The sequence below is a fragment of the Limnothrix sp. FACHB-1083 genome (genome assembly GCF_014696485.1).
In the GTDB taxonomy this organism is placed as follows: Bacteria; Cyanobacteriota; Cyanobacteriia; order CACIAM-69d; family CACIAM-69d; genus CACIAM-69d.
The window spans coordinates 512,132-527,036 of the sequence record NZ_JACJQD010000001.1; the positions used below are offsets into that span (position 1 = coordinate 512,132).

Sequence of the window (14,905 nt, forward strand, 5' to 3'; positions counted from 1 at the left end):
TAGATCCGGCTGCAGATTCGGCTGATCTGGCGCAAGGCTTGGGGGGGGAGGGACTGGCTCAATGATGAGGACTTGTTGCCAATCCGAGCTGCTCAGGTGCCGGTTGCTTAGAATTTAGACTAGATTTAAATAGTGTTTTCACGGTATTAGGGCGATCGCCAAGTGCCGCGATCATGCAGTGATCACTAAAACAGTACTGAACAGATAGCGTCGAAGGCGCTGTTTCACTCGATCGCCGCCAAGAGACTAGCCCCACCCAACGCATGAGCAACCCGAACCCCTACGAACAGCTTGGCGTGACCGAGGATGCGTCTTTTGATGAGATTCAATCGGCGCGCAATCGGCTCCTCAAGGAACATGAAACAGACCGCCAACGGATGGAAGCGGTTGAAATGGCCTATGACGCAGTGTTGATGGATCGGCTGCGGCTGCGGCAGGAGGGACGAATTAAAGTCCCCGATCGAATCCGGTTTGCGGAACAGGACGATCGCCCCGCACCGGCCGCCCCCCAGCCCAGTCAGCCGCCGCAACTGCCCAATTGGTTAGCGGGGTCGATCGATCAGCCCACCCGTACCGATTGGATCCAGGCCGGCGGCACGTTTTCGGTGCTGTTGGTGCTGGGGTTGTTGAACCCTGGTGGTGATGGTGCGCTGCTGCAATTGGTGCTGGCGATCGGGGCAGGGGCCAGCTTGTTTTTCCTCAATCGCAAGGAACGGCGCTTTGGCCGAGCGGTGTTGCTGACGCTGCTGGGGCTGATTGGTGGTCTGATTTTGGGTTCGTTGATCACGGGTCTGATTCCGCCTGTGGTTGGCCTGCGCACGGAGCAGTTGGTGGCGGTGGTGACGCTGATTACCCTTTGGCTCACCAGTTGCTTGCTGCGATGAGCAGGGCGATCGTCATTGCAGACAAGGGCCAAGACTTAGCCTTCAAGAGCAAAATTCCAGGGCAAAATCCTAGGACAAAATTCCAGGCAAACGGCAACAATCAAGAACTAAAGCTTGAAAGTTAGAACCAAGCCTTGAAAGCCCAAAATGCCCAGCGATCAGAGATAACCGTTGATCGCTGGGCATTTGCCGTTTAGAGGGGTTGGTTTCTGGTTAGCTCACGGAACGCTCCCCTAGTTGCTAACCTCGCGCACCGTGAGTTGATAGCGTCCTCGCCCTTGGGGATCGTAGGCATTGACGATGATCCGGTAGGTTCCGGTGCTGGGCAACTGCACCACGAGAGCGGCGTTGGTGTTGGTGTCGCTGATGTCGTCGGCATCGGCCAGTTTTTCATCTTGGGGATCCGCCACCATGAGGTAGGGATCAAAGTCATTGCTCTCCAGCAGGATTTCAATTCGTTGGCCGGCCCGCCCATTGAATCGATATTCCTGGTAGGGGCTGTTGTCGGATTGCAGACGGGGCGAACTGGCGGTTAGACTGCCGGCATCTTGCAGGATGAGGGAGCCGGCCTGTGTACCGGGCTGCGTGCCGGGCTGCGTGCCGGGGTTGGTGGCGGCGGGGCCACCCGATCGCGCCCGCAGGGTATAGCGTCCTTGTTGGTTGGTGGCGGCGGTGTTCACAAACACGGTGTACAGGCCGCTGCTGGGCAGGGTGGCGGTGACGCGGGCGTTGGTTTGGCCGCCGCTGTCGTCGTCCTGGGCTAGCTCTTCTCCTTCGGGATTGAGCACGATCAGGTAAGCATCAAAGTCGCCGCTGGCCAGGTCGATCGTGACTTGGTTGCCCGCTTCGCCCGTGAAGGTGTAGATGTCGTAGAGGGTTTGGTCTTGGCTCAAAACCCGATCGCCCTCGGCCAGTTCGCCGGCCAGGGGCTGATTATTCAGAGCCAGGGTGGTGACGGGGATGGAGGGGCGCAAATCTCCCGATCGCGCCTTGGCCAGGAAGTCCAACACGCGATCGGTGGAGATGGCGAAGCCAATGCCGATGTTGCCACCGCCGTCGCGATCGACATAGATTGAAGTGTTGACCCCAATCAGTTGCCCTTTGCTGTTCAGGAGTGGGCCGCCGGAGTTACCGGGGTTGATGGCCGCGTCGGTTTGAATTAGCCCTTCAATGTTGTCCAGGCGGCTGACAATGCCCACGGTGAAGGTGTTTTGGAATTTGCCAAAGGGATTCCCGATCGCAAAGGCCCGCTGCCCCACTTCCACGGAACCGGGCGGCGCAATGGGCACCACCGGCAACCCACTCGCCCCCCGCAACTTCAGCATGGCGAGGTCTAGGCTGCCTTCCGCAAATCCCAGAATATCCGCCTCAAATTTTTGACCATCGGCCAACACCACAGTCACGGGGCTGGCGGCATCATCCACCACATGGGCGTTGGTCAGAATCAGGCCATCGGCGCTGACGATGCTGCCGCTGCCGGTGCTGCTGCTGGTTTCGATCGACACAACGGCAGGGCTGGCGGTGCGATAAACCCGCACGTTCACCTCTTCATCACTGTTGCCTTGGGCCCGGTGACCGGGAACCACGGGGCGCAACGGCTCGATCGACTCGTTCGCCAGCCCTAGCCGTCCTGCGTCGGGGGGCATTTGCCGCGCTGCGACGGGACTGGCTGCCCAGCCAATGGAGCCGATCGAGAGGAGGATCATTCCTCCCAGCCCCCAGAGGGCATGGGGAAGCCGATATGGCGGCATAGGCTGCGATCGCTGATTGATACTCATGGCCCCAAACCCTTCTGCAACGATGGTCACAACGTGGTCACAACAAAACCGCCAGCGCCGGGCCCCACTGGTGGGTGCGCTGGCGTTGGCATTGTACTTTTCTTGAACTTAGCAGACCGATCGGGAGATACCGATGCGATCGCAGACAAATCCTGTCTTGGTTTCTGTCTTAGCGGCTCGCTGGGTTGGCGGTTGGAAGCTGAAGAACGTGAGGTTAATCAACCGAAAATTCACTCAGGAACGGGGCCCCAAGGGGGCTAGTCCCGATCGCCATTGGTCGATCGCCTGAGCCAAGGCGGGCCGCACCTGCTGCCAAACGCCCGCCCAATCTCGGGGTTGGAGCTGACGAAACAACCGAGCCGTGGGATACCAAGGGCAATCAGTGCGATCGAGCATCCAGCGCCAATTGGGCATCTGTGGCAACAAAATCCAGGTGGGCAAGCCCAGGCCGCCTGCCAAGTGGGTGACAGAGGTGTCAACACAAATCACCAAGTCCATTTGGGCCGCGAGGGCGGCGGTGTCGGCAAAATCCCGGAGTCGATCGTGCCAGGCCTGGACTTGCGGAAATTGGGCGATCGCCCCGGCATCATGCCCCACTTGCAAGCTATGCAGTTGCACCTCCGGGCAATTCAGATGCTCCACAAATTGGGCTAGGGGAATCGATCGATTGTGATAGTCCCGGCGGCCGTCGCGATTGGCTTGGTAGCCACTGGCCCAGGCAATGCCCACATGAAGTCGATCGCGCCGAAAGGTAAAGTCCTGCTCTGGTCGCCAGTCTGTGGCCTGGGCTGACAGGTAAGGCATCGATCGGGGAATGGCCGCCAAGCTGGGCGTGAACACCTTGGGCAGGCTCAGGAAGGAAATTTGCCAATCGAAGGCCGGCAGGGCCGCCCCTTGAACCACCACTTGCGCCACCTCTGGCAGGGCCGCCAAAATTCGGGCCGTGGGCTGCGGTGACTCCACCACCACCCTCGCGCCCCGAGCCGCCAACAGGGGCAAATATCGCGCCAAGTGCAAAATATCGCCCAAACCACACTGGGCATAGACCAAGATGGTTTGCCCCGCGATCGGCTCCCCATTCCAGGCCGGTTGCTGGAAGGGCCGCTGGGGCAAAACGTTGGGCCAGCGCCATTCAAATTCCGCAAAGCCCCGTTCATAGTCGCCTTGGTGTAACCAAAGGTTGGCCCGTCCCCAGTGAACATCCGCTTCATCGGGTTGATGGCGGAGGGCGGCTTCGTAGCAGTCGGCGGCGGCGGCCAATTCCGCCAGCTCAAAGTGGCAATTCCCGATCGCCCCCAGGGCCCGCGCCTGCACACCGGAATCGGGCGGAGCCAGGGTCAGTCCCCGTTGGTGGGCGGCGATCGCCTCCCGAAATTCTTGGCGATAAAAACAAACCCGTCCCAACTGGAACCACGCACCGGGATAGTGAGGATCCAATGCCAACGATCGCTGAACCGCCGCATAGGCCAGCTCAGGATCGTCCCCAGCTTCGCGATCGAGCGCAATCCAACTTTGCAGCAGGTGGGCCAGGGCGCAATCGGGGTTGCGTTGCAAGGCCTGCTCGATCGCCGCCGCCGCTTCCGGCCACCGACATTGCTGGCAAAGACTTTGGGCCAGGTAAAGATGTAAGTCCGGTAGCTCAGGGTTAGCCTGAATGGCTTGCTGATAGTGCTCGGTGGCCGTTGCCCAATCCTGTTGTTGCAGGGCAATGATGCCCCGATTAGCCCAAACTTCTGCCCAATCGGGTCGATAGTGCAAGGCCCAGCCATAGGCGCGATCGGCCGCAGCCCACTGCCCTTGCCCCTGCAAACCATTGCCCAACCAGCGGTAAGGCTCTGGCCGATCGGGAATCAGCCGAATGGCCCGACGGGCCTGCTCGATCGCCCCTTGGGCCTGGCCCTGTTGCCAAGCCGCCTCGGCCGCCGCCAAAGCCTGGTCAAACTCCGTCACCAGCATTTTCAAGGCGATCGGGGGTGCAGTCTTGGGGGTGATTGCTGCGATCGTTTCTTCCTGTCTGGGGGCTGTGGTTTCGCCTGCTTGCATGGATCTCCTCGCATCTCCTCGCATCCGCCCGCGTTTGGCTGCTGATAACCGGGCTGGCTCAATCTAGTGGGGTAAATCGGGCTGGGTAAATCTAGTGGGGTAAATCTAGTGGGGTAAATCGGGCTGACCGAACTTGATCGCTGGGATTTTCTTGATCGCTGCAATTGGCTTGATGGAATCTGAATTGATCGAATTTGGCTGATGGCACGACACCTGCTCCAGGTCACGGTTTAGGGCCTGGGTTTCCGGATCCCGCTGCAATCTCGGCCGCCGGAACTCGCGATCGGGTCAGCCATCCGGTGTTTAATTGAACCCGGTTTGCATAACCCGATCCCCCTGAGATCAATCTTTCAAAACTTCACAGGAGTTTGACCCATGAGCCAGCTCGATCCCGCAACCATCATGAAGCAACAAGTGGCCCGGGCCGCCGTGGCCCGCGTCAAGTCGGGAACCGTCGTGGGGTTGGGCAGCGGCTCAACGGCGGCCTTTGCGATCGAATATTTGGGCGATCGGCTCAAGTCCGGTGAACTCACCGACATCATCGGCGTGCCCACGTCGTTCCAGTCGGAAGTGCTGGCCAAGCAATTTGGCATTCCCTTGGCCACGCCCAACGATGTGGATCGGATTGATGTGGCGATCGACGGGGCCGACGAAGTGGATCCGCAAAAGAACCTGATCAAGGGCGGCGGCGCGGCCCACACCCGGGAAAAAATTGTGGACTGCTTGGCAGCGGAGTTTATTGTGGTGGTGGATGCCAGCAAATTGGTCGATCGGCTGGGAACCACCTTCCTGTTGCCCGTGGAAGTGTTGCCCATGGCTCTGGAACCGGTGAAGCGGGCGATCGTCGCCCTGGGTGGTGAGCCGCAATTGCGGATGGCCGTCAAAAAAGCCGGCCCCGTGGTGACGGATCAGGGCAACTTGGTTCTGGATGTGAAGTTCCCCAGCGGCATTGACGATCCCGCTACCTTGGAAAAAGCCCTGAATAACATTCCCGGAGTCCTGGAAAACGGCCTGTTTGTGGGAACCACAGACTGCGTGCTGATTGGGGAAATTGTGGACGGGGAACCGCAAGTCCGCCAAATGTAGGATGAATGCCGTCTGGGCTAGATCGGGGTGGGTAATGCCCACCCTGCTAGTGAGTCAAGGTCTAACTGAATGCCCGACTCAGTAACTGGCTGAATGTCTGCCCCATCGCTAACCAATTCATAGAAATTCATTAGCCGCTGAACAACACTCGAACGATTGAAGGGCCCGCGATCGCCATCATGGTCAATTCTGTCGGTCAAAATCTTTGCCAATTGCAGGATAGAAAGATGATTAAATATCTGTGCGATCGCTAATTACTCCTAAGTTGGGTCTTGTGCGCGATCCTTGCCCGAATGTCTACCTGTTTCGGTCATTCGGCAGAATGACAATCCAGTCAAAATTGAGCGCAGAGTGAAGCGCAGGGTTGAGTGCCAATGCCATCTGCAACCACTCAACGCAAGAGATCATGGCTCCTCAATTTGGCTCTCCCCCTCGCACGTTTAAGCCCATGGTGCAAGCTCACACGCGAATGTTGGATCGTTCAGTTCCCCAAGCCGTAAAAGCCGCAGTCATGGTCATTGGCGGCGCAGAAGACAAGATTCACGGTCGTGAAATTCTGCACGCCTTCTTTCAGCGATCGGGCGGAACCGGTGCCAGAATCGCCATCATTCCGAGTGCTTCGCGGGAGCCATCGGTGATTGGCAGCAAGTACCGCATGATTTTCGAGAGCATGGGAGCCGAGTCGATCGAAATTCTTGATGTGCGCGATCGCGACCAAGGCTCCAACGAAAGCTATCTGGAATATGTCTACAGTTGTACGGGCGTGTTCATGACCGGCGGCGATCAGTTGCGGCTGTGTGGCCTGCTGGCGGAAACGCGGCTGATGGAAAGCATTCTGGAGCGGGTGCGGCGACGGGAAATTTCCCTGGCCGGAACCAGTGCCGGGGCGGCGGTGATGGGCCACCACATGATCGCGGGCGGTGGCTCAGGCGAGTCCCCCAATCGATCGCTGGTGGATATGGCCACGGGGTTTGGTGTGTTGCCCCATGTGATTGTGGATCAGCACTTCCACAACCGAAATCGGATGGCGCGGCTCTTGAGCGCTGTGTCCTTGCACCCCGATCGCCTGGGCATTGGTATTGATGAAGATACCTGTGCCTGTTTTGAGGATGACGGTTCGATCGAAGTGCTGGGTAAAGGCACGGTCACCATCATTGACCCGGGCGACATCACCTACACCAATCAATCCCTAGTGGGAGCCAACGATCCCGTTAGTCTGCATCACCTCCGCCTGCATGTGCTCAGCTACGGCGATCGATACTCAATTCCCATGCGGCGTGTGGTCAGCACCGGGCAACCGCGCTAGTCGTTAAACCATTTCCGTGATCTTCCGTGATCTAACGACTCTCGCGCTCCTGGGCTAATCCAACCGAAAGAGCACTGTTCAAAACCACAAAACCCAGCCTCAGTGATGCACCGGGGCTGGGTTTTGCGTTTGAGCTTTGAAATCTTGACCCGATCGCGCGAACCGGCAATGAACGGGCAGCGAATTGAGAATCGAGGATTGAGCCGATCGACGTTGGGCTAGCCACCGATGAAATCGGCAAACGCTGTTCCAGGTTGCCTACTTATCGGCCCCTTGCAACCGCAGCAACAGGAAACCACCGCCCAAGCCAATCAAAATCAAGGTGAATGCCAAAAAAGCCGTGCTAAAAATTTCGCCGCTCATGGTGTTATTTCGGTTTCGGTAACGTGCCTCGCCATTGTATCAACGCGCGTAGGACTGGGACTCGAATTGAGACTCGAATTACGGCTTGAATGGCGGCTTGCATGGCGGCTTGAATCGTGGCCCGAATTGAGACTTGGATTCAGCCCTTTACTGGTCTTCCCCGCGAGCCGACTGGTGGCCTGGTTGGCCACCCAACCCAGCCAAACTTACGGTGCGCTGCGAATCAACAGGGCGGTACTTTCCTTTTGGGTTGCCAAAATAGTGCCCTGCAAGCGAGCGTTTTCCAAGCGGGCATTCGCCACATTCGCCCCATGCAACTTGGCAAACCGCAAATCGGCATTGGTTAGGTTGGCCCCGGCCAAGTCAGCCCCTTCCAAGCTGGCGCGGCTGAGGGAAGCGTTGTGTAAATTCGCATCCCGCAAATTAATCCCCGCCACATCCATCGGCACATCCATGTTGCCGTAGCTGGCCTGTTGCCACCGCAGCAACCCGGCCATGGTCTGGCGAGCATTGTTCAGGTTGGCCCCAGCTAACTGGGCCCCTTCCATGTTGGCTCCCAACAGGTTGGCATCCTGGAGATTCGCCGAGCGCAAATCTGCCAACACCAATCCCACCAGAGTCAAATCCGCCTGTTGCAGGTTGGCTTGGGCGAGCTTAACTGCGTGCATCCGCGCCTCGATCGCGCTGGCTCGGCTCAAATTAGCGGCCGTCAAGTCCGTGCGCCACAGTTTGGCTCCATTCAAATTCGCCCCTTGCAGGTTAGCCCCAGCCAGATCAAGATCAGACAGGTCAGCACCACTCAGGTCACAATTTGCGCAACTTTTGGTTTCCAGCAGTTGGCGCACATGGGCAGGGTTTTCCGCAACGCTCGGGAGCGCCGTCACTGCCAATGTGCTGGCGAAGAATGCAACGCCCGCCACTACTTTCGTCAACACTTGAACTGAATTCATTGCGCCTTCCCCTCGTTCAACCTGCCTCTAATATCTAGGATAAATTGGGTGGGGGCGGTGACCGCTTGCTGTTGCGGAATGCGATCGTTACGCTTTAATACGCCGGCCGCCATTACAGAGCAATGGTGATCTCGATCGCACATCCCATCAAATACCCTTGGTTTCCATTGACTCGCGAAATTGTGCGGCAAAAAATCGCGATGTGACAGTTTCTGAACCAGATAAATCAACGGTTCCAGGCTTTAGTTCGGAAATCCGTCCCTACAACCGAAAATCGATTCAGCAGTCGATCACGCCGATCATCACCACCTCGCTCGATCAAAGCAACTCAACGCTTGCGGGGATCAATTTTGTTAGGATCTGCTGAGAAAAATGATTCCGCTCCAGTAAGAACCCTATTGATTTATCCTGCATTTCAAATTCAAATTTACAGAATGTAAAGAATCGATTGTTGTTTTCACGCAACTATGATCGATTGGGTTAAACGTTGTTACCGACTTTCAACTATTGATCTGAGTATCGATATTAAGTGTCGATTTGAGTATTGATTACGATCGCGGATCAAGTGCCAACTTAGCGATCGACCCCATATCCACCCGATATTCACATCCCAGCGATCGGGTCTGGGCCAAAGTATCGCTTAAAGGGCAATTGGAATATTGGCTAGAGTCTGCATTGGAGAAACATCAAGTTTCGATGAAGATTCTTGACAGTTGCGCAACAATAGCTGACTGCCTTGGCCCATGGTTCTGTTACGGTCTACCCCAAGGGCGGTAGGCTAAATGCGGGCGATCGCCCCTAGCGTCTTCCTGGCGACTGAACCGTGACTAAGCTGATTATTCAGATTCCCTGCTTCAACGAAGAAGAAACCCTGGGCATTACGCTCCAAGCCTTGCCCCGCGAGGTGCCCGGCTGCGATGTGGTGGAGTGGTTGGTGATTGATGATGGCAGCGTCGATCGCACCGCTGAGGTGGCTTTGGCCCATGGGGTAGACCACGTTGTGCGACTGTCCACCAATCAGGGACTGGCAAAGGCGTTCATGGCCGGTTTGGATGCTTGCCTGAAGGCCGGAGCAGACATCATCGTTAATACCGATGCGGACAATCAATATTGTGCCGATGACATTCCGGCGCTGGTGTTTCCAATCCTGGCCCATCAAGCAGAGATGGTGATTGGGGCCCGCCCGATCGCGGAAATTGAGCATTTCTCGCCCGTCAAGAAGGCCCTGCAACAGTTTGGCAGTTGGGTGGTGCGCTTGGCCAGCGACACGGATATTCCCGATGCGCCCAGCGGTTTTCGGGCCCTGAGTCGGGAGGCGGCCCTGCGGGTCAATGTGTTCAATGGCTATACCTACACCCTGGAAACCATCATCCAAGCGGGGCAACAGGGAATCGCAATTGTTTCCGTGCCGATTCGCACCAATGGCTACCTGCGCCCCTCGCGCCTGGTCAAGAGCATCCGCAGCTACATCCAGCGATCGATCTTCACGATCCTGCGGATTTTCATGACCTACAAGCCCCTGCGATCGTTTCTGATTTTGGGGACAGTTCCTTTCTCGATCGGGGTGTTGCTGGGAATTCGCTGGCTGCTGCTTTACTTCGGCGGCTCACCCCGGGCCCACGTGCCTAGCTTGATCCTGGCGGCGATCGGGATTTTGGTGGGGGTGCAGCTCTGGATTTTGGGATTGGTGGCGGATTTGCTGGCCGTGAACCGCAAAATGCTCGAAGACATCCAACTGCGGGCCCGCCGGGCAGAAATTGAAGCCGCCCGCCAAGAAAGCGATCCTCCGGTTAGCGGCCCCCTGGCTTCGCTATATCCCATGCATGACAACCGTTCTAGCCGCTAAAGTGACCTTGGATTATGTCGGATCGCATCAGCATTTGATCGACTGGCGGATCAATTTGGCGCAATTGGGCACAATGATTTGCAACGATCAGTTGACGAGCTTCAAAAAGCCTGCTAGATTAATCACCCGTGTTCGGAATTTCACTGCGACACCCAACCAGCCCGGTTGTGCTTGCAGTCCCCAACACCGCCTCATAGCCCCCAACAGGGCGATGGGGGTCGCTAACTCAACGGTAGAGTACTCGGCTTTTAACCGATTAGTTCTGGGTTCGAATCCCAGGCGACCCATTTTTTTAGAATCCACGGTCTCCAAAAATAGTCTTCAGAGATAGTCTTCAGATCTTGTCTTTGGGATCCTGCTCTGGATTGAACTGACCGGATCTCTCCACAATCCGCCATGCCTGCGCAACACCCCAAGGGCTGGTTTTGGGCGATCGAGTCGATCGGGAGATCAAGTCACTTTCCAAAACTCCCTGCCACAACTCCCTGCAACTCAGGATTTTCCACGGGCCAGAATCGCCCGAATCCTTTCGAGATCAGGTCTCTAGGCTTGGTCGATCGGGCGCTGGGTCAATTCAAGATCTCCAAAACCGCCAAATCGTCGAAATTTTAATTCTTGCTTCCAGAAAAACAGAGGGGCTGGCAACAATTGTTTTAAGATTAGTGCCAAGCACTCGACCGGCCGAGAGTTATCGAGGCATCGATATAAATCTATCTTAGGAGGATTCCTATGGCGCTCGTACCCATGCGGCTTCTGCTCGACCACGCGGCAGAAAATGGCTACGGCATTCCTGCCTTCAACGTCAACAACATGGAGCAGATCCAAGCGATCATGCGGGCAGCCGATGAAACCGATAGCCCCGTGATCCTGCAAGCGTCGCGTGGTGCTCGTAACTACGCTGGCGAAAACTTCCTGCGTCACTTGATCTTGGCAGCTGTGGAAACCTATCCCCACATCCCCATCAGCATGCACCAAGACCACGGTAACGAGCCGGCCACCTGCTACTCGGCCATCAAAAACGGCTTCACCAGCGTGATGATGGATGGCTCGCTGGAAGCTGATGCGAAGACCCCCGCGAGCTACGAGTACAACGTGAACGTGACCCGCGAAGTGGTGAAAGTTGCCCACTCGCTGGGTGTGAGCGTGGAAGGCGAACTGGGTTGCTTGGGTTCGCTGGAAACCGGCATGGGCGAAGCAGAAGATGGTCACGGCTTTGAAGGCAAGCTGGATCACTCCCAACTGCTGACCGACCCCGATGAAGCAGCCGACTTCGTGGAAAAGACCCAAGTGGATGCTCTGGCAGTGGCGATCGGCACCAGCCACGGTGCTTATAAGTTCACCCGCAAGCCGACCGGCGAAATCTTGGCCATCAGCCGCATTGAAGAAATCCACAACCGTCTCCCCAACACCCATTTGGTGATGCATGGTTCGTCTTCGGTTCCCGAAGATCTGCTGGCGCTGATCAACCAATACGGCGGCACGATCCCCGAAACCTACGGCGTGCCCGTGGAAGAAATCCAAAAGGGTATCAAGTGCGGTGTGCGCAAGGTGAACATCGACACCGACAACCGCTTGGCGATCACCGCTGCGGTGCGCGAAGCCCTGGCCGGCAACACCAAGGAATTTGACCCCCGTCACTTCCTGAAGCCCTCGATCAAGTACATGCAAAAAGTGTGTGCCGATCGCTATAGCGAGTTCTGGACCGCTGGCAACGCTAGCAAGATCAAGCAAGTCTCGGTGGACGAGTTTGCTCGCAAGTATGCCAAGGGCGAATTGGTGGCTAAGGCTGCTGCCAAGGTCTAAAAGGTTCGATCGGGAAGTTGGGTGATGGATGATTCAAAATGAATCGGGCGATCGCCCAACTCTGCCTTCGATTGAGCACTGATTGATCACCGATTGATCATTGATTGAGCACTAATTGATTACTGATTAGTCATTGATTGGTCATTGATTGGTCATTAATTGGTCATTGATTAATCACTAAGTTTTTGGCCCAAAAATGACAATAGCGGTGAAGCCAAGTGCCTCGCCGCTATTTTTTCTGTTTAGGGGGGTTGCCTTTGGGTTATTGGCCCTCGGGTTTGTGGCTTGGGTTGATTGTTGATGTCGATCGGCCAACAGCAACAAGCTTAATGAACCGGAACCACCCAATCGTTATGGCCCGTCAGGTTGCCGCCTTGAATGTGGTATTGCATGGTGTCAGCAATGGCATTGTTTTCATCACAAAAAACAACGGGAGCCGTGAAGGGTCGATCGCTCAAGCGATAGGCGATCGCTAAACATTTGTCGCCCACTTCTCCCAACCGCGCAGAACCACCATTGAGCGTAAATTCGCCTGGCCCGGCGGGAATGGCGTAGGTGACCCAACGTTCACCATTGCGCAGATTAACCAAATGCACTTGCTCATAGGCTTCAATGCCAGCGCGCTCCATCAACGCCGCATCAATGCCGACGCTGCCGTTGTAATCCACACTTTTGTCGGTGACGCGGATACCGTGAATTTTCCCGGAAACAAAGGTCTTCATTAAAGAAGCGATAAGAGAAGGATTGCCGATGATTATTTCAGAGTCTTTCCTGTTTCAGGGCCTTTTAGGTAACAGGTTCTGAGGAGCCGATCGGGGCTAGGCCAAAACGGGTTCGTTAATTGGCTCGTTGATTGGCTCGTTTGGTTGTTCTGATTCTGGGCCGATCGCGCCGAATTCGGCTTCGTGGCGTTCAATTTGGGCAATGGTGCGATCGATCAGGGCCACCCCTTCGGCGGCCGTTTCAATCCGGCAGAGTTGGCCGCGCAACTCCGCTGCCCCATAGAACCCCTTGGCATACCAGGTCATGTGCTTTCGGGCCTGGCGAACACCCCGATCGCCCTTGTAAGCGGCCAACATGGTCAGGTGTTCTTGGGCACAACGCAACCGCTCGATCGGGCTGGGCTGGGGGCGCAACTCGCCGGTTTTCAGGAAATGGTCAATTTCACCCACCAAGAACGGATAGCCCATGGTTCCCCGCGAGCACATCACCCCATCCGCGCCGGTTTCCGCCAAACAACGCACCGCAGCCTCCACGGAAAAAATATCCCCGTTGGCAATGACCGGCACGGAAACCGCTTCCTTCACCCGTTGGATCCAAATCCATTTGGCGGGGCCGTTATAGCCCTGGGCCCTGGTGCGACCGTGAACGGTCAGCATGGCTGCGCCCGCCGCTTCCATCCGCCGGGCAAAATCCACGATGTTAATTTCGCTTTCGTTCCAGCCAATCCGTGATTTCACGGTGACCGGTACGTTCACCGCCGCCACCACGGCCCGCACGATCGCCTCGGCCGTTTCTGGGTCGCGCAACAGGGAAGAACCACCACCGTTTTTGGTGATTTTGTTCACCGGGCAGCCCATGTTGATGTCCACGGTGTCGGCCCCTTCTTCAACGGCCATTTGGGCCGCCTCGGCCAAAAATTGCGGGCGACAGTCAAACAGTTGAATGCTGATGGGGCGCTCTTCGGCGGAAACCTCCATGATTTGCGGAAGCTGCCGTGCGTAGTGCAACCCGGTGGCGTTCACCATTTCGGTGTACATCATTGAGGTGGGTGCATAGCGCCGCACCAAACGCCGAAAGACCAAATCCGTGACACCAGACAGGGGCGCTTGCAACACGCGGCTCTGAAGGGTGACGGAACCAATTTGGAGTGGTTCGGCCAAACGGGCTTTGAGTTCAGGGGATAGGGTCAACATGGGCGATCGAAAGGGGCGATCGAGGCATTGGTCACCGGCTGCAACCGTGGGCAATGCGAGCGGGACAGGAAACCGTGGCTGAGGGATGGGGAATTTCCCCTAAAAGTTGGCTTTTGAATATCGCCTAGGAAATATCGCCTAAGAAATATCGCCTCAAGAGGATGTCTGGAAAGTGTCTTTCGACACGGGCCAAGCATCAACCGTCGCGGGGCAAGGGGCTTAGGGCCTGTCGTCAAATTGCCTGAAACCCTGATTCCACCGTTGGCAGATCGTGGGGGACAAGGGGCTTAAGCCCCTTGTTACGACGATTGGGGCATGGAAAATCAACCGTTGTTGTCTGATCTCAGGAAATGGCGACAGGCCCCAAGTCCCTTGTTGACGTTGATTGATCAGGCCCGCAAGGTAGCCATTGGGGCTGTTCAGACATTCCCTAAGCATCTTTTTTAAAATCTTTCTTCAAGAATACATGGGAATTTGATCGCCCTTTCTGGAAATCGAGCGGCGGCGGCAGGGCCTTAGAGCTAATTTATAAAGAGAAGCTAAAGCCGACTTGGCAGCTCTAAATCCGGTTTTAGGCTAGACCTACCCGAAGCATCACCCAGCTCATGAGTCGTCTCCCGGTCATTGCCAATCCTACCCGCAAAGCCTATCCCAGTGATTTGAGCGACGATGAGTGGGTGCTCCTCCAGCCGCTGCTGCCCGCTCCTAAAGGCTTTGGACATCCGATAGAAGTTGATTTCCGAGAAATCCTCAATGGCATCTTTTACGTCCAGCGCACTGGCTGCCAGTGGGAAATGCTGCCTCACGATTTACCCCCTTACAGCACGGTCTACCATTACTTCCAGAAATGGCAACGAAAAGGAATTTGGCAGCAAATGCATGACCAGATTCGAGAGCAACTGCGGAACAAATTAGGTCGTTCAGAGCAAT

Annotated in this window: 12 protein-coding genes and 1 tRNA gene; 7 read left to right on the forward strand and 6 right to left on the reverse strand. The window is 56.4% G+C overall.

Annotation, left to right across the window (positions count from 1 at the left end; translation table 11 throughout):
- Nucleotides 1-263: 263 nt before the first annotated feature.
- Nucleotides 264-884: a CPP1-like family protein gene (locus H6F46_RS01935; RefSeq protein WP_099533156.1), complete on the forward strand. Its 621-nt coding sequence runs from the start codon at nt 264-266 to the stop codon at nt 882-884.
- Nucleotides 885-1,117: 233 nt separating this feature from the next.
- Here H6F46_RS01935 and H6F46_RS01940 read toward each other — a convergent pair whose 3' ends face one another.
- Both H6F46_RS01940 and H6F46_RS01945 read right to left on the reverse strand, forming a co-directional pair.
- Nucleotides 1,118-2,692, reverse strand: coding sequence for a trypsin-like peptidase domain-containing protein (locus H6F46_RS01940; protein WP_190355925.1), 1,575 nt, complete (start codon nt 2,690-2,692; stop codon nt 1,118-1,120).
- Nucleotides 2,693-2,896: 204 nt separating this feature from the next.
- On the reverse strand, nt 2,897-4,705 hold the full coding sequence (locus H6F46_RS01945) for a tetratricopeptide repeat protein (RefSeq protein WP_190355926.1): 1,809 nt from the start codon (nt 4,703-4,705) through the stop codon (nt 2,897-2,899).
- A 375-nt stretch (nt 4,706-5,080) separates the two neighbouring features.
- Between H6F46_RS01945 and rpiA the strand changes: the two genes are divergently transcribed.
- On the forward strand, nt 5,081-5,791 hold the full coding sequence (rpiA, locus tag H6F46_RS01950; protein ID WP_190355927.1) for a ribose-5-phosphate isomerase RpiA: 711 nt from the start codon (nt 5,081-5,083) through the stop codon (nt 5,789-5,791).
- A gap of 448 nt (nt 5,792-6,239) precedes the next feature.
- Nucleotides 6,240-7,097 carry a cyanophycinase gene (locus tag H6F46_RS01955; RefSeq protein WP_099533151.1) on the forward strand — a complete coding sequence of 286 codons (858 nt, stop codon included), beginning with the start codon at nt 6,240-6,242 and terminating at the stop codon, nt 7,095-7,097.
- 258 nt (nt 7,098-7,355) lie between these two features.
- Here the strand turns inward: H6F46_RS01955 and petM are convergent, their stop codons facing one another.
- Together petM and H6F46_RS01965 are read right to left on the reverse strand one after the other, a co-directional pair.
- Nucleotides 7,356-7,460, reverse strand: coding sequence for a cytochrome b6-f complex subunit PetM (gene petM, locus H6F46_RS01960; protein WP_099533150.1), 105 nt, complete (start codon nt 7,458-7,460; stop codon nt 7,356-7,358).
- A gap of 206 nt (nt 7,461-7,666) precedes the next feature.
- Entirely contained in the window at nt 7,667-8,410 is a 744-nt protein-coding gene (locus H6F46_RS01965; RefSeq protein WP_099533149.1) for a pentapeptide repeat-containing protein, read from the reverse strand.
- Nucleotides 8,411-9,233: 823 nt separating this feature from the next.
- Here H6F46_RS01965 and H6F46_RS01970 point away from each other — a divergent pair.
- The 3 genes from H6F46_RS01970 to fba all read left to right on the forward strand — a co-directional run bounded on the left by H6F46_RS01970 (nt 9,234) and on the right by fba (nt 12,059).
- Entirely contained in the window at nt 9,234-10,256 is a 1,023-nt protein-coding gene (locus H6F46_RS01970; RefSeq protein WP_190355929.1) for a glycosyltransferase, read from the forward strand.
- A gap of 215 nt (nt 10,257-10,471) precedes the next feature.
- A tRNA-Lys gene (locus H6F46_RS01975) sits at nt 10,472-10,543 on the forward strand.
- Nucleotides 10,544-10,985: 442 nt separating this feature from the next.
- Nucleotides 10,986-12,059, forward strand: a complete 1,074-nt coding sequence (fba, locus tag H6F46_RS01980) for a class II fructose-bisphosphate aldolase (protein WP_099533146.1) — start codon at nt 10,986-10,988, stop codon at nt 12,057-12,059.
- A 326-nt stretch (nt 12,060-12,385) separates the two neighbouring features.
- On the opposite strand, the gene H6F46_RS01985 is transcribed toward fba, so the two are convergent.
- Together H6F46_RS01985 and dusB are read right to left on the reverse strand one after the other, a co-directional pair.
- Entirely contained in the window at nt 12,386-12,781 is a 396-nt protein-coding gene (locus H6F46_RS01985) for an aspartate 1-decarboxylase (protein ID WP_190355930.1), read from the reverse strand.
- A 96-nt stretch (nt 12,782-12,877) separates the two neighbouring features.
- The gene (gene dusB, locus H6F46_RS01990; protein ID WP_099533162.1) at nt 12,878-13,975 is read right to left on the reverse strand and encodes a tRNA dihydrouridine synthase DusB; all 1,098 of its coding nucleotides are present in this window, start codon (nt 13,973-13,975) and stop codon (nt 12,878-12,880) included.
- Nucleotides 13,976-14,580: 605 nt separating this feature from the next.
- Between dusB and H6F46_RS01995 the strand changes: the two genes are divergently transcribed.
- On the forward strand, nt 14,581-14,905 hold a 325-nt coding region (locus H6F46_RS01995), incomplete at its 3' end, for an IS5 family transposase (protein WP_190404968.1).